The organism is Orrella daihaiensis (assembly GCF_022811525.1).
Taxonomy (GTDB): Bacteria; Pseudomonadota; Gammaproteobacteria; order Burkholderiales; family Burkholderiaceae_B; genus Algicoccus; species Algicoccus daihaiensis.
This window is the reverse complement of record NZ_CP063982.1, coordinates 937,670-957,000: the sequence shown is the minus strand read 5'-3', so window position 1 is coordinate 957,000 and position 19,331 is coordinate 937,670. Positions and strand designations below refer to the sequence as shown.

The window sequence follows — 19,331 nt, the reverse complement described above, 5'->3', positions numbered from 1 at the left end:
TACTCAATGATGGCTGAAATGAGTGATGCAACTCAAGGGTGAATCACGCAGCAATCGGCCGCAAGCACCAAGGGCGCTTCCGTTACCGACTGCAAGGCGTCAAACGTCATGCCTTCGATCATGCCACGCACAACAAGGTGCTGTCCTTTAATCACATCCATGATTGCCAAATCTGTGTAAACCCGATTGACAACGCCATGGCCAGTCAGTGGGTAAGTGCACTGGCGAACCAGTTTCGCTCGTCCCTCACGATCAACATGCTGCATCATGACAAATACTTGCTTGGCACCGGCAACCAGATCCATGGCACCACCGACAGCCGGAATCGCATCAGCCTGTCCTGTATCCCAGTTTGCCAGATCACCTTCGACCGAGACCTGAAACCCGCCGAGAATAGTGACATCGATGTGGCCACCACGCATCATGGAAAACGACACCACATGATCGCAGATCGATGCCCCCGGCATAAGCGAGACCGCTTCCCTGCTGGCATTGACCAAATCGATGTCGGGTGTTTGTCCGGCAGGCAAGCCTGTCATACCCAAAATACCGTTTTCACTATGAAGGACCACCCCCTGTTCAGGCTTTAAGTGCTTTGCCACAAGTGTCGGCATGCCAACGCCCAGATTAACGTAGCTGTTAGAGGGAATATCAGCGGCGAGTACCTGCGCCAATTGATCACGGGATAACGGGGACATGTTCACACTCTATGACTCGTTGAACAAAAATACCTGGTGTCATGACATACTCAGGTGCGATCTCTCCAAGCCTCACCACTTGATCGACCTGTGCCACAGTCAATTTGGCGGCCATGGACATCACCGGCGCGAAATTGCGGCCAGCGTAACGGTAGGTCAAATTACCCATCGGGTCTGCCAGATGGGCTTTCACAAACGCGACATCAGCATGCAAGGGCTCTTCAAGTACATAACCGCGACCATTGATGACGCGTGTCTCTTTACCATGGGCTAACTTGGTCCCATAGGCTGTTGGCGTAAAAAAAGGACCCATCCCAGCGCCAGCAGCACGCAATCGCTCAGCCAGCGTTCCTTGCGGCACAATCTCGAGTTCTATCTGCCCGGCTCGATAACGCTTTTCAAATGCGGCGGCGGTGGGCAAATTGGCGCTCAATGATCTGGCAAACGAGCAAATGAGCTTACGTACTTTGCCTGCCTCAATTAACTGGCTTAACCCCGTTGGCCCGCCACCCGCGCTGTTGCTAACCACCGTCAGGTCTTTGACATCCGTTTCAAGCAATGCCTGCATTAATTCGATGGGTGTGCCCGATGTGCCAAACCCACCCAATAAGAGTGTGGCACCGTCTTCAATACCCGATACCGCGGCAGCGAGTGAGTCCACAACTTTGTTCATCATCGTCGGCACCCACCTCGCACACTCATCAACGAACGCGCAAGAGTTAACGGCATGATCGCTTGTCTCCCTGTTAGTTTTTCGCCAAATATACGCCGCGGCAAGCATCGTGAACAGCACTGCCTGAAGCAGTATTTCGAACTCAATCGAGCAAGCGCTACACAAACCGATCGAACAGCGATACGATACGGTGATGTGCGATTGCCGACATTGTTCAATATGAGTGGCTGCTGCTCCTGCCAACCCCCGCCGTTTGATGGTACCTCGCCGGCCTACCGTCGAGCACTTTTGGCTGTCATTGCGATCAATGCGGTCATGTTCGTGGTGGAGATCCTTGCGGGTGCCCTTGCGGGCTCTCAAGCGCTGAAGGCCGACGCACTGGATTTTTTAGGAGACGCGCTGACCTACGGCATTAGCCTTTGGGTGATCGGCAAAAGCATCAGTACTCGCGCCTATGCGGCACTGCTCAAAGGCATCAGCCTGGCAGCCATGGGCTTCTGGGTGTTTGGCTCCACAGTCTATGAGGTGTTCGTCTTATCGGTTCCGAAGGCATCGGTCATGGGCATCGTTGGATTTTTGGCGTTATCAGCCAATCTGATCAGCGTTTTGTTGTTAATGAAATATCGCGACGGTGATGCCAACGTGCGATCGGTATGGCTATGCAGCCGCAACGACGCCATCGGCAATGTGGCCGTTATGCTGGCTGCCGGTGCGGTGTACTTCACCACCAGCGCCTGGCCAGACCTTATTGTGGCGGCAGCCATGGCCGGATTATTTTTATGGTCAGCGGTTCAAATTGTTCGCCAAGCAATACAAGAGCTGCGAGAAGAACGACCAGCCCACGCACACTGAGCAAGATAGCGCCAATTCACGCGACCGATTTGATCCAGGCATCAGCGAGATGCCCTTAAGCGTTTGCTCTTTCGGGTGCGCTCATAAAAGTCGTCGGGTTTGCTTCTAACCCATAGCAGGAATCGAGCAAGTTCGGGATGCGCCCTCAGGCTATCGAGCGTTGAATAGTGACGTTCAAGCTCTGCTTCGGTGAACAGGGCATGCACTTGACGATGGCAGATACGATGCAAGATCACCGTCTGTACACCGCCGCGTGATTTGGGAATCAGATGATGGGCATCGGCTTGCGCAGCAGGAATGAGACGTTCGCACAAAGGACAAATAAGTTGCTCCTCAAGAGCCGCTTTTGGGTGGGTCCCGGCTAGCAATGCCTGTTTGCGTTTGATTCGTCCTCGCATCGGGTCTCACCACGATGGTTAGCTTTGGCCATCAGCGCACTCGCTGTTGAATGCTTTACCCATAATAGGGTAGAGCCAGAGCCGAGCGGTAGAGCCGCGCCAACCGGTAGAGCCATATAAAAAACCCTGGTAAATCAGGGCTTTTGGCGGAGGCGGTGGGATTCGAACCCACGATGCAGTTTTGGCCACATACTCCCTTAGCAGGGGAGCCCCTTCAGCCTCTCGGGCACGCCTCCTGGACAGTCAACAACCTGCCAGAACTCGAGATTCTATCACGCAAGCATCACGCTGGTTTGGCTTCCAACTCGAACGCCTTATGCAAGGCCCTGACAGCGAGCTCCATATATTTGTCCTGTATCAGCACAGAGGTCTTGATCTCGCTGGTACTGATCATTTGGATATTGATATTTTCTTCGGCCAGCGTCTTGAACATCAAGCTCGCAATACCGGCGTGTGAACGCATACCAATACCGACAATCGATACCTTGGCAACATTCTCATCTGGCACGACCTCGCGGGCACCCACGGCTGGAACAATTTCCTGATTAATCAACTGGACAACTTTCTGGAAATCGTTGCGGTGGACCGTAAACGAAAAGTCAGTTGTGCCATCAACCGATTGGTTTTGCACGATCATGTCGACATCTATGTTGGCATCGGCCACTTTCCCCAAAATTGAGTAGGCAATACCTGGCTTGTCCGGCACCCCAAGCAAGGTGATCTTGGCTTCATCACGGGTAAAGGCGATACCTGAAACGACTGCAGCTTCCATTTGCGCGTCTTCCTCAAAAGTAATCAGTGTGCCCGAACGCATTTCCTCGTCGAGCGGCATATCCGGCGATGTCAAAGACGACAGGACTCGCAACGGCACGTGGTATTTGCCCGCGAATTCAACCGACCGGATTTGAAGCACCTTCGAACCCAGCGAGGCCATCTCCAACATCTCTTCAAACGAAATGACAGACAGCCGTCTTGCATTTGGCTCCACCCGGGGGTCGGTGGTGTAGACACCATCAACATCGGTGTAAATCAAACACTCATCGGCTTTGAGCGCTGCCGCCACGGCAACAGCCGATGTGTCGGAACCACCACGCCCTAGCGTGGTGATGTTGCCGTCAGGATCCACTCCCTGAAAGCCCGTCACGATCACTACCTGCCCAGCATCCAGATCCTTACGAATGCGGGCATCCTCGATATCTGCAATACGAGCCTTGGTGAAGGCGGAATCAGTGCGAATCGGAACCTGCCAGCCAGCATAGCTACGAGCCTTGACTCCCTCGGCTTGCAACGCCAATGCCAACAAACCACTTGAGGCTTGTTCACCCGTGGCTGCAATCATGTCGAGCTCACGACCGTCAGGCATCGCGGAAATCTCGCGCGCCAACCCTAGCAATCGATTCGTTTCGCCCGCCATGGCCGATGGAACGACAACCACCTGATGACCAGCTGCGTGCCATTTGGCCACCCGCTTGGCGACGTTGCGAATTCTCTCGGTGCTACCCATCGAGGTGCCACCGTACTTATGAACAATTAATGCCATATTGACCTTGTTGTCTGGCTAGATTGGGAAAGCTTGACCACTGCCTGCGCACCTATTCCTAGGCCGCATCATCGCCTTCAAAACCAGCTATTTTAGCGTCAAGATGTAACTGTCCGCGAATGCAACTGATCGTACAGTCACGTTGTTCCCATTTAAGCCCACGATCATGGCCCAATGCGTGCACTTGCCTTAGCTGCTTGATTAGCTCGGCCAGTCTCTTTTCTGTGGGCATCTGGACCTGCGCCAAACGCAACCACACCCGAATAACCAGCACCTGCTCATCCTGCTCAAGCTCACGCCACTGCGCTAGCGACAACACTGGGTGAGCTCCCTGGGTCTGGACCGTGATTTGGAGCAATAACTGCTGCCCAAAGCGCATCAGTAAACGGTCAGCTTCGGCAGACTGCTGAGCATGACGAGCCAGGGTCTGACGCCAAGCTGGCCAATGACGCTCGATGGCCGGAATAACACTCTTTCTCAAAGCGCCTCTTGCCAAGCGTTCATCGAGATTACTTGGGTCCTGAACGGGTAGCCAACCAGTTTGATCACTAAAACGGGACAAGACTTCCAAAATAGCTGCGCGCGGAGCATCAAGCCAAGGACGCACCCAATACAGACCATCCCTTTGATGTACCCGTGCCATGGCTGCCAGACCAGTGACGCCCGCCCCCCTAAAAAGTCGCAGTAGCACCGTCTCGGCCTGGTCTTGCTGGTGGTGTGCCAACAAAACCGCCTGAACATCATGCTCGGCAGCCATCGACTTGATAGCGGCATACCGCGCATTTCTGGCCGCGCCCTCCACACCATGACCAGCGCCCAAATCAACGGTGACATACCTGATATCGAGCGCCCGATTCAGCAAAGTAGCGAGGCGCTTGACCGAGTCAATCCAATGGTCTGCTTGCTGCTGCAAGCCATGGTGCACATGAAATAAGTGAAGCGTTCTGTGATGCTGTCGCGCCCAAACATCAGCAAGTATTGCCAATGCACTTGAATCAGGACCACCGCTTAACGCCACCGCAATGTTGGACTCTCTTGGAATCTGTGCTAACGCCTGCTCGAGGCCTAAACGCAGCAGGCTATCTGACATTGCGCGAGCCTGAACTTAGCCCTTGGCTTCCTGGAAGGCACCATAGGCAAGCAGCCGCTGCAAACGATGTTCAACGAGCTCTTGCGAGGTCATACCAGCAAGCTGTCTTAGCGCATCAGCCAAAGCTCGACGCAACAACCGGGCCATGACACGCGGATCACGGTGGGCGCCACCAACGGGCTCATTGACCACCCGGTCAATGAGCCCGAGTGTCTTGAGCCTGTCAGCGGTAATAGCAAGCGCCTCAGCCGCATCCGGTGCTTTGTCTGCACTGCGCCAGAGGATTGAGGCGCAACCCTCTGGAGAGATCACTGAATAGGTTGAATATTGCAGCATCAAGACCGTGTTGGCCACAGCGATGGCCAATGCCCCGCCGGAGCCACCCTCACCAATGATGGTGCTGATGATGGGAACCTTAAGCTCAGCCATGGCGTATATGTTTCTGCCGATCGCTTCTGACTGACCGCGTTCTTCTGCCCCAATACCCGGATAAGCACCCGGCGTATCAACAAAAGTGAATACTGGCATGCGAAATTTTTCAGCGAGCTTCATCAGCCGCAATGCTTTGCGGTAACCCTCTGGTCTTGGCATGCCAAAGTTTCTGGCTGCACGCTCCTTGGTATCACGCCCCTTTTGATGACCGATGACCATACATGGCGAGCCATTAAAACGCGCCAGACCACCCACAATGGACTGGTCGTCGGCGTACTGCCGGTCACCGTGCAACTCATGAAAGTCAGTGAATATTTCCCGCACGTAATCGAGCGTGTAGGGACGTTGCGGATGACGTGCAACCAACGCTGTTTGCCAGGGTGTCAGCTTGCCGTAGATGTCTTTGGCCAGAGACTGACTTTTTTGCTGAAGCCGAGTGATTTCCTCGGAAATATCAACAGCCGAATCAGCCTGCACGAAGCGCAGTTGCTCGATTTTGTTTTCTAGTTCAGCCAGGGGCTGCTCAAATTCTAAAAATGTGTTGCGCATCGGTCTTTTGTTTTCCCATGATCGGCGCGAAATTTATACCAGACAGTTTAACTGGTTCACACAGAATTAATACTCCACCGGAATCGGATCAAGGCTGCGCCACAAATACCAGGTCGCGACGGTGCACCAAGGGTGCCAGCTCTGGGCCACTTCTCTGGCCTCAAAACGTGAAACTGGCTCGCCACTGTAATAAAGCAACGAGATAGCGCGCAACAACCCAATGTCGTCCAAAGGCAACACATTAGGGCGCTGCAAGTTAAAAATCAAAAACATCTCGGCGGTCCAGCGGCCAATCCCGCGGATATCAATCAACTCCTCAATCACCGCCTCATCATCCATCTCAGCCCAACGGGCTGGGCGTACCAAGCGACGCTTGAAGTGCTCAGCCAGATCCAGGATGTACTCGACTTTACGAGCCGATAAACCGCTGTTACGCAACACCTCTGGCCCCGCACTCATGACGGCAGCCGGTGTCAGGCGTGTACCGCAATTGCGCAGTACGCGCTGCCAGACCGACTCGGCTGCCTTGACAGAAATTTGCTGACCCACAATCGAACGTGCCAGCGTGACAAACGGGTTACCGCGCGACTCAAGCCAGACAGCCGGATGACTTGGAATGAGCTTACGCATTACGCGATCACGTTTCATTAATTCACTAACCGCCCGATCCCAATAGTCAGGCTTACCGTTAGGCTGATGCACGCGACTAGGCATCACTGATCAGCCACGCCGCCACTGTGTCAAACCGCCAGGCTTGTCTTCCAGCAAAACACCAGCTGCCGCAAGTTCTTCGCGAATTTGGTCGGCCAGTTTGAAATCCTTGCTTTGCTTGGCTTTCACTCGGGCCTGGACCTTGGTCTCAATTTCCTCATCGGACAATTCGGCAGCAACAAGCTCAGCTGCTGCCGGTGATTGCGTTGCCTTGACTGCTTTGACTGCCTCGACCGCCTTGATCGCTCGATGCGTGTAGCGTGTCGGTTGCTTGAAATAGTCTGTAGGTTCAACCGTGAATAGCCCCAGCACTTTACCCAAGGCCAGCAACTGTCCACTCACCTGGGGGTCCTGACTACGGTTTGCTAGCCCTGAAAGCTCAAATAACACGGCGATCGCACTCGCGGTGTTGAAGTCATCATCCATGGCCGCTTTGAAATCACGGGTCCAAGCTGCCTGCCAGTCGACAGTCACTTGTGCAGCAGGAATACTTTGCAACGTCATGTACAGACGATCAAGAGCCGCTTGCGCATCAGCCAAATTATCTGGGGTGTAATTCTGAGCACTGCGATAGTGGTTGCGCACGATAAAAAACCGCAACATTTCCGCTTCACGGACATTCGGGCTGTACTGAGCATGACCCTTATCTGGCTCGCCATCGATCGTCTGACGGATGGTGCGGAAATTGCCCAATGATTTTGACATTTTCTCGGCATCGACCATCAGTGGACCACAATGCATCCAGGTGTTGGCCAGCGCTTGACCAAACGCCCCCTCAGATTGGGCGATTTCATTCTCATGATGAGGAAACTTAAGGTCAGGGCCTCCGCCATGAATATCAAGCGGCAATCCCAATACCGCATGGCTCATGGCCGAGCACTCAATGTGCCATCCCGGGCGACCGGCCCCATACGTTGAGTCCCACTTGGACTCTTGCGGCTCCTCGGGCTTGGCTGCCTTCCACAATACAAAATCCAGCGGATCGCGCTTGGCGTCAGATACAGCCACGCGCTCGCCGGCGCGTAGTTGATCGAGCGATTTACCGGATAGTTTGCCGTAGCCTGGAAACTGTCTAACGGCGAAATTGACATCACCATCTTTAGCTTGATAAGCCAACCCTTTCTTTTGCAGCTCGGCAATAATTTCCAGCATGTGTGGCACATAGGCCGTGGCACGCGGCTCCTGATCCGGTGGCAACACATTCAACGCGCGCTCGTCTGCATGCATCGCATCAATAAAGAAGCGGGTGACCTCGGATATTTTTTGATTTGACTCCACCGCCCGTCGGATAATCTTGTCATCTACATCAGTGATGTTGCGCACATAATTTAATTTGTAGCCTGACGCACGCAACCAACGAGCGATCACGTCAAAGCCGACCAGCATCCGGGCATGCCCCAAATGGCAGTAGTCATACACAGTCATGCCACAAACGTACATGCTGACCTCACCTTGTCGCACTGGCTTGAAAGGTCGCTTGGAGCGCGAGAGAGAATCGTAGATTTGCAGCATGTCTGATGTGTGAGATTAAAAACCAGCCACCCAAACCCTTGGGACTCGAGTTTGACAGCCAGCAATGGTCAACATTCCGGGTTTAGCAAAAACCATGGCTAAAATGAAGCCTCTCAGTATACCAATGCGATACCGATCGAAATTGAATCGAAAACTAAAGCCTAAAGGCATGCTTGCTGTCCAAACGCTGCTGTGCACTACCCTCATGTTGGGTCTTGCATCGACCGGTGTCGCCCAATCGGGCAATGGTCAAGCGCAACCCGACCGTGGCTGGAATAGCCTGGCAAACGTGCTGGATGCTTTTACACCGTCAGCGCAAACCGACGACCCACCGACCGGCGAGGAAATCAATAAAGGCATTGAGCGGCAACTCGATCGCCGTCAAGCCGAAGCGGCGCTCAAAGCGATCACCGCTCGCGAAGCTCAACTCGCTAAAATCGGTGGCCCGGGCAAAGACGTACAACTAATGTTTCAGAAGGCTCGAGCGCTCGCACAACTTGGTCGCAATGCCGAAGCTGAAGCCGTGTACCGCGAGATGACGGTCAAATATCCCGAGCTTGCCGAGCCTTGGAACAATCTGGCTATTCTTTACGTCAGTCGCAACGACTTTGATCAGGCACGTCTGGCACTCGAGACTGCCATCATGAACAACCCTCGCTACTCAGCTGCGATCAGCAACCTTGCTGATCTGAATTTGCTGCTGGCATTGCGCGACTACGAGAAAGCTGCCTCACTCGGTGACCGCAGTGCCGGGAACAAAGCGCAAGCTCTACGCCAATTTATCAATGAGATCAATGAGCCATGATTCGACTCCCCTATTTCGCCCGACTCCTAGCGTTGTCTTTTGTACTGACTGCTTTCGCGCTAGGGTTTAATAACGTTTTGGCACAATCTTCCCCACAAACCAAACAGGACAACTCCTCCATGAGCACATCCCCACGCGTCAAACTCTCCACCTCTGCCGGCGATATCGTTATTGAACTCGATGCTGCCAATGCTCCCAAATCCACCGAAAACTTTATTGCGTATGTCCGTGACGGCTTTTATGACAACACAATTTTTCATCGGGTCATTGATGGCTTCATGATTCAAGGTGGCGGTTTCGAGCCAGGGATGAAACAAAAACCCACGCGTGATCCCATCGAAAACGAAGCCAACAATGGTCTGAAAAATGACAAGTACACCATTGCCATGGCACGAACCAACGACCCGCATTCGGCGACCGCCCAATTCTTCATCAACGTTGCCAACAACGATTTTCTCAATCACACCGCACCCACCTCACAGGGCTGGGGCTACGCTGTGTTTGGCAAAGTCGTTGAAGGTGAAAACGTGGTCGACAAAATCCGCGGTGTAAAAACCGGTAATGCAGGTTTTCATCAGAACGTCCCCACCGAAGATGTCGTCATCGACAAAGCCACTGTCGTTGAATAAGCTTGTGACCGAGGGGCCAGCTTGGCTGGCCTCGGATATACACCTGGGTCCAGATAACCCAAAAACTGCCGATTTGTTTTTTGGCTTTCTGGACCAAGCCGGCGCCCATGCGGGCGCTTTATTTTTGCTGGGTGATATTTTTGATGTATGGATCGGAGATGACTGGATCATCGAGCCGCCCCCGTGGCTCGCACGAACCCTTAATCACTTAAGAGCCACTGCCAAACGCGTTCCGCTCTACATTGGGCATGGCAACCGCGACTTTTTGATGGGGTCATCACTGGCTCAACACATCGGTGCGCACCTGCTAGACCAGCAGTGCATCCTGCAAGTCAAAAATCAAACGGTTTTACTGGCGCACGGTGACGAGTTTTGCATAGCAGATCGTGCCTATCAACGCTTCAGAAGACTGGTTCGCCACCCTTGGACACAAAAACTCTATCTAAGCCTATCGATTGAGAATCGCCTGGGTATTGCCTTGCGTGCCCGACAAAAGAGCATGCAAAAGCAAACGCGATCGAATACTGTCTGGCACGATGTTGATTTGACCTGCATTCACTCAGCTTTAGTGCAAGCCGGTACACATCACTTGATCCACGGCCACACTCACAGACCGGGCCATTACGAAGAAACTGCTGACAGATATACGATTGACCGCTGGGTGCTACCGGACTGGGAGGCTGACCACCTAGCCGCTGATGAGCCGATTCGCGGTGGCTGGCTAGTGCTTGGTAATGATGGAATCACACTGCTGGGTGTTGATGGCAAAGCCTTTAAAAAATGAAATAGGCCACCACCAAACCAAGCACAATGCGATACCAACCAAATACTCTGTAGGTGTGTTTGGTCAGAAATGCCAACAGTCCTCGCACCACTAGCAACGCACTGAGAAAAGCCATCACAAACCCGACGGCAATGGCCATGATGTCAGCTTGCGATAACTCAGCAGCATGTCTATACGAGTCATAGATTGCCGCAGCAAACATGGTCGGCATCGCTAAAAAAAACGAGAACTCGGTAGCCGTTTTACGCTCAATGCCGGCAATCATGCCGCCAATAATGGTCGAGCCTGAGCGTGACGTTCCCGGAATCATGGCTAAACATTGGGCGCAGCCGACAGCCAAAGCCTGTTTCCATGAGATTGTTTCAAGCGACAAAGCAGTTGGCGCTTTTTTAAGCGCATTGGGTCGCTCAACCCACAACATGATGATGCCGCCGATGACCAGGGTGACGACGACCACACCGGGGTGGAAGAACAAGGCTTTGATTGATGAGATAAAAATTGCACCAATCACGGCAGCCGGTAAAAAGGCGATTGCAATGTTACGCATCAGTGCCAGCTCAACCGTGTCCCTTTGGACAGCGCCTGCGAGCAGTTGCCAGACTCGTTGACGAAAAATCCAGACGACTGCCAGGATCGCTCCTAGCTGAATCACCACCTCAAAAACCTTGCTCTCGGTGGACTGAAAGTCTATCCAGGCACCCACCAAAATCAAGTGCCCAGTACTGGAGATGGGTAAGAACTCTGTTGTGCCTTCAACAATACCCAACAACATGGCCTTCAATAAGTGCAGTGTGCTTTCAGTCAAACCTGCGCTCCTGTTGACTCACCATCTGCTTTGGGGTGTTTTTCTACATGAACCATGGCGATGCGTCGCCGCTCAAGTCGGACCACCTCAAAGGAGAACACCGCATGTGCGGCATCAAACTCACAACGATCACCAACATTCGGCAGCCGCCCAAAATGGTTTAACAGGTAACCCGCCAGCGTAGAGTACTCCTCATCTTCGTTGACCAAACCGTCGGTATCGAGCACCTGCTCCAACAGGTGCAAGTCGGCTGCGCCATCTACCCGCCAACGGTTCTCGCCATCTGCAACGATATCAGGGGATTCGTCCTCATCTGGAAACTCACCCGCAATAGCCTCGAAAACATCAATCGGCGTGACCAGGCCCTCAATCGCACCGAACTCATCGGCCACCAAGACCAGTTGTCCTTTAGAGTGCTTCAACGTATCAATCAAACGAATGATACTAATCGTGTCATGCACAATCAGCGGTTCACGCAGACGGTTTTCTTGGATGCGGCCATGTGTCAGCAAATCGGCGATCATGCGCTTGGCCCGACCGATACCAATAATCTGGTCAAAAGTACCCCGACAGACCGGAAAAAAGCTGTGTGGCGCTTGCTCAATCTGCTCTCGAATCTTCACCGGGTCGTCGTCAATGTCAATCCAGGACACATCGGTGCGTGGCGTCATGATCGAGTGCACCGAACGGTCTGCCAACGTCAGGACACCGCTGACCATGTTGCGCTCCTCAATCCCAAATGAGATTGGCTGATCTTGACGGTCTTTTTCTGCGATCTCCTCAGTGGGTTCATCAGGCAGTTTTTTACCGAGCATGCGTAACACGGCTTCAGCGGTACGCTCACGCATTGGCCTAGTGGAATCAAGCGCCAACAAATTACGCCGCGCCAATTGATTGAAGAATTCGATCAGAATTGAAAAACCAATCGCTGCGTATAGATAACCTTTGGGCACTGAGAACCCAAAGCCCTCGACAACCAAAGAAAACCCGATCATGAGCAAAAAGCCCAAACACAGCACCACGACTGTAGGGTGTGCGCCAACAAATTTTGTCAAAGGCTTTGATGCCACTAGCATGACCAGCATGGCGATAATGACTGCTGCCATCATGACGGGAAGATGCTCCACCATGCCAACTGCGGTGATCACCGCATCCAACGAGAAAACGGCGTCCAACACCACAATCTGGGTCACCACCACCCCAAAACTGGCATAAACCTTCGCCCCGCTGAAGGTGGCACGCTTGCCCTCAATTCGCTCGTGTAACTCGAGCGTTCCCTTAAACAGTAGAAAAAATCCGCCAATGATCAAGATCAGATCTTTGCCAGACAGTGTCATGTCACCTACTGTTAACAAAGGTGCGGTGAGCTGAAACAGCCACGATATCCCGGAGAGCAATGCCAAGCGCATCAGTAACGCCAATGACAAACCGATAATACGAGCACGATCTCGCTCCTTGGGCGGCAGCTTGTCGGCCAGTATGGCGATAAAGATCAGGTTGTCTATCCCCAGAACAATCTCGAGCACAACCAAAGTGAGAAGGCCGACCCAGATGGTTGGGTCAAGCAACCACTCCATCAATAGTCCCCCAAACAGCGAGTATTAAGCATGAATGCCGACACCACGCATCGGTTAACCGCGTACATGTTGCAGAATTTGCGTAAACACCTTGGGCGTGGCAGCCACTACATTACCCGACTCCATCCACGTTTGTTCGCCATCAAAGCCGGCTATCAAACCACCCGCTTCGAGCACCAGCAATCCCGCAGCAGCCAAATCCCACGGTTTGAGCTCGACGCCACAAAAGCCATCCAGACGACCGGCGGCCACATAAACCAGATCAAGCACTGAAGACCCCGTGCGACGCACGCCTGCACTGTCATTGGTCAGTTTTTTAAAGCGCGGCGTCTGCTCCTGTGCCGGTCCGGCTGATCCCGGCCAACGTGCACCCAGCAAGCAGTCTGCAAGATTTAACCGACCCGAGACGCGAATACGGCGGTCATTCAGAAACGCACCACCACCACGGGTTGCAGTAAACAACTCGTTGCGGTTTGGATCGTAGACCAGCGCATGCATGACCTGCCCCCGATGGCGCAGTGCCATCGAAACTGCGTAGATGGGCATGCCATGGATAAAGTTAGTCGTGCCATCGAGAGGGTCGATGATCCACTCATATTCCGGCTCGCTTCCATCGGCGGGGTGATGCACCTTACCAGCCTCTTCAGCCAGGAAAGCGTGGTCCGGATAAGCCGTATGCAAGATATCGATGATTGCCTCTTCACAGGCATGATCGACTTCGGTCACAAAATCCCTGGCACCTTTGCGGGTAATTTGCAAACGTTCCGCATCCAGACTGGCACGGTTGATAATATTGCCGGCACGGCGAGCCGCCTTGACGGCGGTATTGAGCATTGGATGCATGTAACCAACTTTATTTATTTCGACGTTAAACCTAGGATTTTAGATGACTTCTGCGTTCTCTCGGGTTCGATTCGTGTTGACCGAGCCCAGCCACCCTGGAAATGTCGGTTCTGCTGCCCGCGCAGTGAAGAATATGGGGTTTGATGACCTTTGGCTAGCCGCGCCGCAGTCATCGGACATGCCGCAAGCACCTGAGGCGATCGCCTTGGCCAGCGGGGCGACAGACGTGTTGGAAAAAATCCAGACCGCACCCGAACTCGGACAGACTCTAGCGCCGATCACCTTGGCATTTGCGCTGACAGCGCGGGCCCGCGACCTTGGGCCGCCAGCATGCGATATTCGCGAGGCTGCCGCCATGGCTCGTGAACATCTACAACAGGCCAATCACCGGGTCGCTATGGTCTTTGGATGCGAACGGGCGGGGCTTACCAATGAACAGGTGGCATTATGCCAACGAGTCTGTCACATTCCCGCCAACCCGGCCTACAGCTCACTGAACGTTTCCCAGGCGCTGCAGCTAGTGGCCTGGGAGATGCGTTACGCCCTGATCGATCCGGCTGACCGGCTGCCAAGCACGCCAGACATTAAGCCAGATCCTGGTAAAGCCGCGGCCAGTGGTGAATCAATTCAAGCCTTGTTTGCCCACTGGGAAGAGGCTTTAATTGCAGTCAAATTTCTGGACCCGGCGCATCCAAAAAAACTTGTACCCAGAATGCAACATCTCTTGCAACGCAGCGGTCTGAGTCAGGATGAAGTAGACATGCTGCGGGGACTATGCACAGCGATGATTAAAGCCGCCCAGCAAAAGTAGCGGTCGCGACATGGGTTCGTTCACCGGTCAGCACCGCCTTCAGTTACGATGCGGGCATGTATAAACGAATCAAAGAAGACATCGATTGCATACTGGCACGTGACCCAGCCGCCAAAAGTCGCCTGGAAATCGTCACCTGTTACCCTGGGTTACATGCCATCTGGGTGCATCGTATGGCTCATCGGCTTTGGACACGTGGCTGGCACTGGCTTGGTCGCTTCATCTCGCATCTTGGCCGACTGCTGACAGGCATTGAAATTCACCCTGGTGCCAAGATAGGGCACCGCGTATTTATCGATCACGGCTATGGTGTGGTGATTGGTGAAACGGCTGAAGTAGGCGATGATTGCACGATCTATCAGGGCGTTACGCTAGGTGGCACTCGACTCTATAAAGGTCAAAAACGCCACCCCACGCTAGGACAAGGTGTTGTGGTTGGAGCCGGCGCTCAGGTGCTCGGAGGCTTTACTGTCGGTGCGGCCGCCCGAATCGGTTCCAATGCTGTGGTGGTCAAACCCGTGCCCGCGGGTGCCACGGCCGTGGGCAACCCCGCCCGGATTATTCTGCCCGCGCATGACTCGCCCCAGACAGAACAAGCCCGGCAGGCGTCAGGGATGGCCTCAGAGATGGCGCCATCTATGTCATCGACAAGTCCGACTGCAGAGCAAGGCTGCGACCCCTGCGATCAGGACAAACTCGACACCAAGCCGCTGCAAGACATTCTGGCCGCACAGCATATTCGTCAGACGAGCGCTAGCCAAGATGGTGCTGGCTCAAATGAGGAATTCAATGCCTACGCCGTCAATGCCTCTGACACCGATCCTTTGGTGAGGGTTTTACACGAACTGATTGACCACACGGCCAAACAAGACGCCAGGATCGCGCAACTTTGCAGAACCATTGAATCAATGGGTAAAAAAGTCAATGGCGCAGACGACAACCTTGATGTCGAACGACTGAACAAACTTGTCGATTAACCTGCTGTCCAATCGCCTGGATTGGTCACTCAAACTATGTCGTCAAATCCAGGCCCGTGATGCGCTTGAGTTCATCTAGCCCGACACCAGCACAGTCGTCAACCACGCGTACCACCCCATCACCACTCATCTGAAACACGGCGTAATCCGTGTACACCCGGGAAACACACTTGAGCCCAGTTAGCGGATAAGTGCACTTGTCCACAAGCTTGGACTGACCATCACGCGTTTGCAATTCCATCATTACGTACACCGACCGCGCACCAGCGGCCAGATCCATGGCTCCGCCAACAGCGGGGATGGCATCGGGCTCACCTGTATGCCAATTGGCCAGGTCGCCGAAGCGGGACACCTGAAAGGCGCCCAACACGCAAATATCGAGGTGGCCACCGCGCATCATGGCAAATGAATCAGCGTGATGGAAAAAGCTACCGCCCTTCAGAAGCGTCACAGGCTGCTTGCCTGCATTGATCAAATCCCAGTCTTCTTGGCCTTCAACTGGCGCCGGACCCATACCTAACACGCCGTTTTCACTGTGCAGGAAGATTTCCTTGTCATCAGGCAAATAATTGGCAACCTTGGTAGGTAAACCAATACCGAGGTTCACATATGAACCCTCGGGGATGTCTCTGGCCAGTCGCTGGGCGATTTCATCTCGGGATAAACGTTTCATCTTGCGCTCCTACGACTGAACTTTGATCACGCGCTGAACAAAAATACCGGGTGTCACAACAGCTTCCGGGTCGAGTTCACCCAGATCAACGACCTCATCGACCTGAGCAACGGTCAAACGGGCAGCTGTGGCATGCACCGGACCAAAATTGCGGGCTGTTTTGTTGTAGGTGAGATTGCCCCAGCGGTCGCCGCACTTGGCTTTGATGAAGGCAACGTCGGCCTTGATCGGCGTTTCAAACAAGTAGTCCTGGCCATCAATGGTGCGAATTTCTTTACCTTCAGCCAACATGGTTCCGACGGCGGTGCGAGTATAGAAACCACCAATCCCGGCACCACCGGCTCGCACACGCTCAGCCAGCGTGCCCTGTGGCACAAGCTCAAGCTCAATCTTGCCGCTGCGGTATAGCTCGTCAAACACGTAGGAGTCGGCCTGACGCGGGAAAGAGCAGATGATTTTGCGGACACGACCCGCTTTCATGAGCGCCGCCAACCCGATTTCAGCATTTCCTGCGTTGTTGTTCACAATCACCAAGTCCTTGGCACCTTGCGCAATGAGCGCGTCGATCAGTTCCATGGGCTGGCCCGCCCCCCCAAAACCACCGACCAACACCGTTGAGCCGTCTTCGATTCCGGCAACCGCTTGTTCGAGTGTTTGCACGATTTTGTTGATCATTGTCCAACCAGCTCTCTGTTTAATAGACCGGACAAGTCTACCCTCAAGAATGACATCTCGGCAAAGATCGCTGCCAGTTTGAGGGAATCTGCCACCGCCGCCCGGCGTATACTCAAAAAACTCAGAAATTTGCTGTGCCTAAGTAACCTGCAAGGGTTCCGGGCTGCTACAACATTGACCTTCAAAGCATCAACGCATGCCACCTTTAACAACCAACCCGCTCGAGCAAGCCGAAACATTGCTCTCCAAAGGTAAGCTTGATCAAGCACAGAAACTGATCAAGCAGGTGATACGCCAGGCACCCGACTCAGGGCATGCTTATCATTTGGCAGGACTGGTCGCCTACCAACGGGGCGACCATGAGCAAGCGACTCGCTTGTTGAGTAAAGCCATTGACCTAGAACCTAACGATTGCGTCATCCACCACAATGCCGGTCTAGCCTGGGTAGCTTGCGAACGACTGGATCTGGCACTGACTTCATTTAGCCAGGCCACCGGCCTTGACCCTGGTTACGCTCAAGCCTGGTTAAACCGCGGCAACGTTTATCGCCATCAAGGCGAGCAAGCCAAGGCTCAAGCGGATTATCACCAAGCCCTCACAATAGACCCGTTTCTGGCAGATGCACACAACAACCTGGGGTTGTCGTTTCGGGAGGCAGGTAACTTAACTGAAGCCATCTCCCATTTCGAGCAGTGTTTGGGGATCGAACCGAATCATTGCTTCGCCATGAATAATCTGGCGCTTGCGTTACAAGCCTTGGGCGAGCGCGACAAAGCCCGGGCATTATTTGAGTCAGCTATCCAAATCGCGCCCAACTACGTGGTGGGACACATCAATCTGGGCCATTTGTTGCAGCAAGAGGGTGACTTTAGCCAAGCGGCCCATCACTACCAAATTGCCTACAAGCTCTCGCCCAAGATGGATTTGTTGGCTGGCTATTTAGTACAAGCCAAAGCCATGATTTGCGATTGGAGTGGGCTAGACCACCTATGGCGTGACATCGAGAGAGCAATCAATGCCGGTGCCGTTGCCTGCTCCCCCTTTGCGCTATTAAGTGGCAGCGGCAAAGCGCCGCTAAGCCTGAGGTTAGCCAAAGCGTATGTCGCACGTCACGTGCCCACACTGGACGTGCCGACTTATCAACCCAAGCGTCAGCCTGGCAAGCGATCCAAATTGCGCATCGGCTATCTATCAAGCGATTTTAAAGAGCATCCTGTTGCATACCTGACAGTTGGCATCATAGAAAATCATCAACGTGACCAAGTTGATCTATTCGGATTTGCCATCAGTAAGCCTGGCGACGGTCCCTTGGGTACTCGAATTCGAGAAGGTTTCGATCAATTCATCGATCTGAGCGCAAAATCCGATGTTCAGGCCGTCGAAGTATTGCGCTCTTACGACCTGGACATCCTGATGGACATCACCGGGTTTACTGAAGGTTGCAGACCCTCGATTCTCAAAGCCAGAGTCGCACCAATTCAGGTTAACTACTACGGCTATGCCGGCACCATGGGCGCAGACTTTATCGATTACATCGTTGGCGATCACTACCTGATGCCACCCGGTAGCGAAGATTTTTATCAAGAAAAGATTATTTATATGCCTGAGTGTCATCAGCCCAATGATGACAAACGTGAAATCAGTCAAACACCACTGATTCGTTCTGAACATGGGTTGCCCGCCGAGGGTTTTGTGTACTGCAGCTTTAACAAGCCATACAAGATCTCGCCAAAAGTATTTGAAACCTGGATGCGCATCATCAAGGCAGTTGATGGCAGCGTACTCTGGCTGCAATCAACAGACCCCATCGTCATCGAGAACTTGAAAAAAAACGCCAAGCGTTGTGGCGTTGACCCTGCGCGCCTGATCTTTGCTGGTCGCACACCGACTACAGCAGAGCACCTGGCCCGCTATCGGCTTGCAGACCTTTTTCTTGACACATTTCCTTATACTGCCCACACCACAGCCAACGATGCCCTTTGGGCAGGACTGCCAGTGCTGGGGCTTTCCGGACAAACGTTTGCTGCCCGCGTATCTGAAAGTCTCTTAAGTACACTGGGTCTTTCTGATTTGGTCATGCACAGCCTGCAGGAATTTGAGACAAAAGCGATTGAGATCGGACGACATCCTGAGCAACTGGCGCATTACAGGGAACAGCTTGACCGGGGCAAAGCAGAAAGTTCGCTGTATAAGCCCAAGCAATTGGCAGCATGGCTTGAGAAAGGACTGCGCATTGCGTATGAACGATATGAAACAGGCCAGGCACCTGAGCACATCATCATTGCCCGTTAACCCG

Annotated in this window: 20 protein-coding genes and 1 tRNA gene; 7 read left to right on the top strand and 14 right to left on the bottom strand. The window is 53.4% G+C overall.

The genetic code is table 11. The features are described from left to right. Window positions 1-32: 32 nt before the first annotated feature. Together DHf2319_RS04635 and DHf2319_RS04630 are read right to left on the bottom strand one after the other, a co-directional pair. Entirely contained in the window at window positions 33-698 is a 666-nt protein-coding gene (locus tag DHf2319_RS04635; RefSeq protein WP_305802168.1) for a 3-oxoacid CoA-transferase subunit B, read from the bottom strand. Beyond that, on the bottom strand, window positions 679-1,374 hold the full coding sequence (locus DHf2319_RS04630) for a 3-oxoacid CoA-transferase subunit A (RefSeq protein ID WP_243479651.1): 696 nt from the start codon (window positions 1,372-1,374) through the stop codon (window positions 679-681). Before DHf2319_RS04630 ends, DHf2319_RS04635 begins: the two co-directional genes overlap by 20 nt. 51 nt (window positions 1,375-1,425) lie before the next feature. Here DHf2319_RS04630 and DHf2319_RS04625 point away from each other — a divergent pair, with 51 nt between their 5' ends. Further along, the gene (locus tag DHf2319_RS04625; RefSeq protein WP_243479650.1) at window positions 1,426-2,223 is read left to right on the top strand and encodes a cation efflux transmembrane domain-containing protein; all 798 of its coding nucleotides are present in this window, start codon (window positions 1,426-1,428) and stop codon (window positions 2,221-2,223) included. Window positions 2,224-2,264: 41 nt separating this feature from the next. Here the strand turns inward: DHf2319_RS04625 and DHf2319_RS04620 are convergent, their stop codons facing one another. From DHf2319_RS04620 to cysS, 7 genes are all read right to left on the bottom strand, one after another. Beyond that, window positions 2,265-2,621 (bottom strand): HNH endonuclease, encoded by a 357-nt coding sequence (locus DHf2319_RS04620; protein WP_243479649.1) that lies wholly within the window; start codon window positions 2,619-2,621, stop codon window positions 2,265-2,267. 144 nt (window positions 2,622-2,765) lie between these two features. Further along, a tRNA-Ser gene (locus DHf2319_RS04615) sits at window positions 2,766-2,857 on the bottom strand. 47 nt (window positions 2,858-2,904) lie between these two features. Next, the gene (locus tag DHf2319_RS04610; protein WP_243479648.1) at window positions 2,905-4,161 is read right to left on the bottom strand and encodes an aspartate kinase; all 1,257 of its coding nucleotides are present in this window, start codon (window positions 4,159-4,161) and stop codon (window positions 2,905-2,907) included. A 58-nt stretch (window positions 4,162-4,219) separates the two neighbouring features. Then, complete coding sequence (gene tilS / locus DHf2319_RS04605) at window positions 4,220-5,251, bottom strand: tRNA lysidine(34) synthetase TilS (protein ID WP_243479647.1); 1,032 nt, start codon at window positions 5,249-5,251, stop codon at window positions 4,220-4,222. A gap of 15 nt (window positions 5,252-5,266) precedes the next feature. Then, window positions 5,267-6,232, bottom strand: coding sequence for an acetyl-CoA carboxylase carboxyltransferase subunit alpha (locus DHf2319_RS04600; protein ID WP_243479646.1), 966 nt, complete (start codon window positions 6,230-6,232; stop codon window positions 5,267-5,269). A gap of 66 nt (window positions 6,233-6,298) precedes the next feature. Beyond that, entirely contained in the window at window positions 6,299-6,946 is a 648-nt protein-coding gene (locus DHf2319_RS04595) for a DNA-3-methyladenine glycosylase family protein (protein WP_243479645.1), read from the bottom strand. 6 nt (window positions 6,947-6,952) lie between these two features. Then, window positions 6,953-8,455, bottom strand: coding sequence for a cysteine--tRNA ligase (cysS, locus tag DHf2319_RS04590; RefSeq protein ID WP_243479644.1), 1,503 nt, complete (start codon window positions 8,453-8,455; stop codon window positions 6,953-6,955). 169 nt (window positions 8,456-8,624) lie between these two features. Here cysS and DHf2319_RS04585 point away from each other — a divergent pair, with 169 nt between their 5' ends. From DHf2319_RS04585 to DHf2319_RS04575, 3 genes are all read left to right on the top strand, one after another. Then, window positions 8,625-9,260: a tetratricopeptide repeat protein gene (locus tag DHf2319_RS04585; RefSeq protein WP_243479643.1), complete on the top strand. Its 636-nt coding sequence runs from the start codon at window positions 8,625-8,627 to the stop codon at window positions 9,258-9,260. A 119-nt stretch (window positions 9,261-9,379) separates the two neighbouring features. Then, complete coding sequence (locus DHf2319_RS04580; protein WP_243479642.1) at window positions 9,380-9,889, top strand: peptidylprolyl isomerase; 510 nt, start codon at window positions 9,380-9,382, stop codon at window positions 9,887-9,889. Next, a complete protein-coding gene (locus tag DHf2319_RS04575; RefSeq protein ID WP_369810217.1) occupies window positions 9,855-10,673 on the top strand; it encodes a UDP-2,3-diacylglucosamine diphosphatase in 819 nt (272 codons plus the stop codon). Before DHf2319_RS04580 ends, DHf2319_RS04575 begins: the two co-directional genes overlap by 35 nt. On the opposite strand, the gene DHf2319_RS04570 is transcribed toward DHf2319_RS04575, so the two are convergent. From DHf2319_RS04570 to DHf2319_RS04560, 3 genes are read right to left on the bottom strand one after another with little or no spacing between them, the layout of a single operon-like run. After that, a complete protein-coding gene (locus DHf2319_RS04570; protein WP_243479641.1) occupies window positions 10,663-11,478 on the bottom strand; it encodes an undecaprenyl-diphosphate phosphatase in 816 nt (271 codons plus the stop codon). The genes DHf2319_RS04575 and DHf2319_RS04570 overlap by 11 nt on opposite strands. Further along, window positions 11,475-13,055, bottom strand: a complete 1,581-nt coding sequence (locus tag DHf2319_RS04565) for a TerC family protein (protein ID WP_243479640.1) — start codon at window positions 13,053-13,055, stop codon at window positions 11,475-11,477. Before DHf2319_RS04565 ends, DHf2319_RS04570 begins: the two co-directional genes overlap by 4 nt. A gap of 54 nt (window positions 13,056-13,109) precedes the next feature. Further along, the gene (locus DHf2319_RS04560) at window positions 13,110-13,898 is read right to left on the bottom strand and encodes an inositol monophosphatase family protein (RefSeq protein WP_243479639.1); all 789 of its coding nucleotides are present in this window, start codon (window positions 13,896-13,898) and stop codon (window positions 13,110-13,112) included. A 43-nt stretch (window positions 13,899-13,941) separates the two neighbouring features. Here DHf2319_RS04560 and DHf2319_RS04555 point away from each other — a divergent pair, with 43 nt between their 5' ends. Both DHf2319_RS04555 and cysE read left to right on the top strand, forming a co-directional pair. Beyond that, complete coding sequence (locus DHf2319_RS04555; RefSeq protein WP_243479638.1) at window positions 13,942-14,709, top strand: RNA methyltransferase; 768 nt, start codon at window positions 13,942-13,944, stop codon at window positions 14,707-14,709. 56 nt (window positions 14,710-14,765) lie between these two features. Next, a complete protein-coding gene (gene cysE, locus DHf2319_RS04550) occupies window positions 14,766-15,686 on the top strand; it encodes a serine O-acetyltransferase (RefSeq protein WP_243479637.1) in 921 nt (306 codons plus the stop codon). A 34-nt stretch (window positions 15,687-15,720) separates the two neighbouring features. Here cysE and DHf2319_RS04545 read toward each other — a convergent pair whose 3' ends face one another. Together DHf2319_RS04545 and DHf2319_RS04540 are read right to left on the bottom strand one after the other, a co-directional pair. After that, a complete protein-coding gene (locus tag DHf2319_RS04545; RefSeq protein ID WP_243479636.1) occupies window positions 15,721-16,359 on the bottom strand; it encodes a 3-oxoacid CoA-transferase subunit B in 639 nt (212 codons plus the stop codon). Window positions 16,360-16,368: 9 nt separating this feature from the next. Beyond that, window positions 16,369-17,034, bottom strand: a complete 666-nt coding sequence (locus tag DHf2319_RS04540; protein WP_243479635.1) for a 3-oxoacid CoA-transferase subunit A — start codon at window positions 17,032-17,034, stop codon at window positions 16,369-16,371. A gap of 196 nt (window positions 17,035-17,230) precedes the next feature. On the opposite strand from DHf2319_RS04540, the gene DHf2319_RS04535 reads away from it, so the two are divergent. Next, window positions 17,231-19,327: an O-linked N-acetylglucosamine transferase, SPINDLY family protein gene (locus DHf2319_RS04535; protein ID WP_243479634.1), complete on the top strand. Its 2,097-nt coding sequence runs from the start codon at window positions 17,231-17,233 to the stop codon at window positions 19,325-19,327. Window positions 19,328-19,331 lie beyond the last annotated feature (4 nt).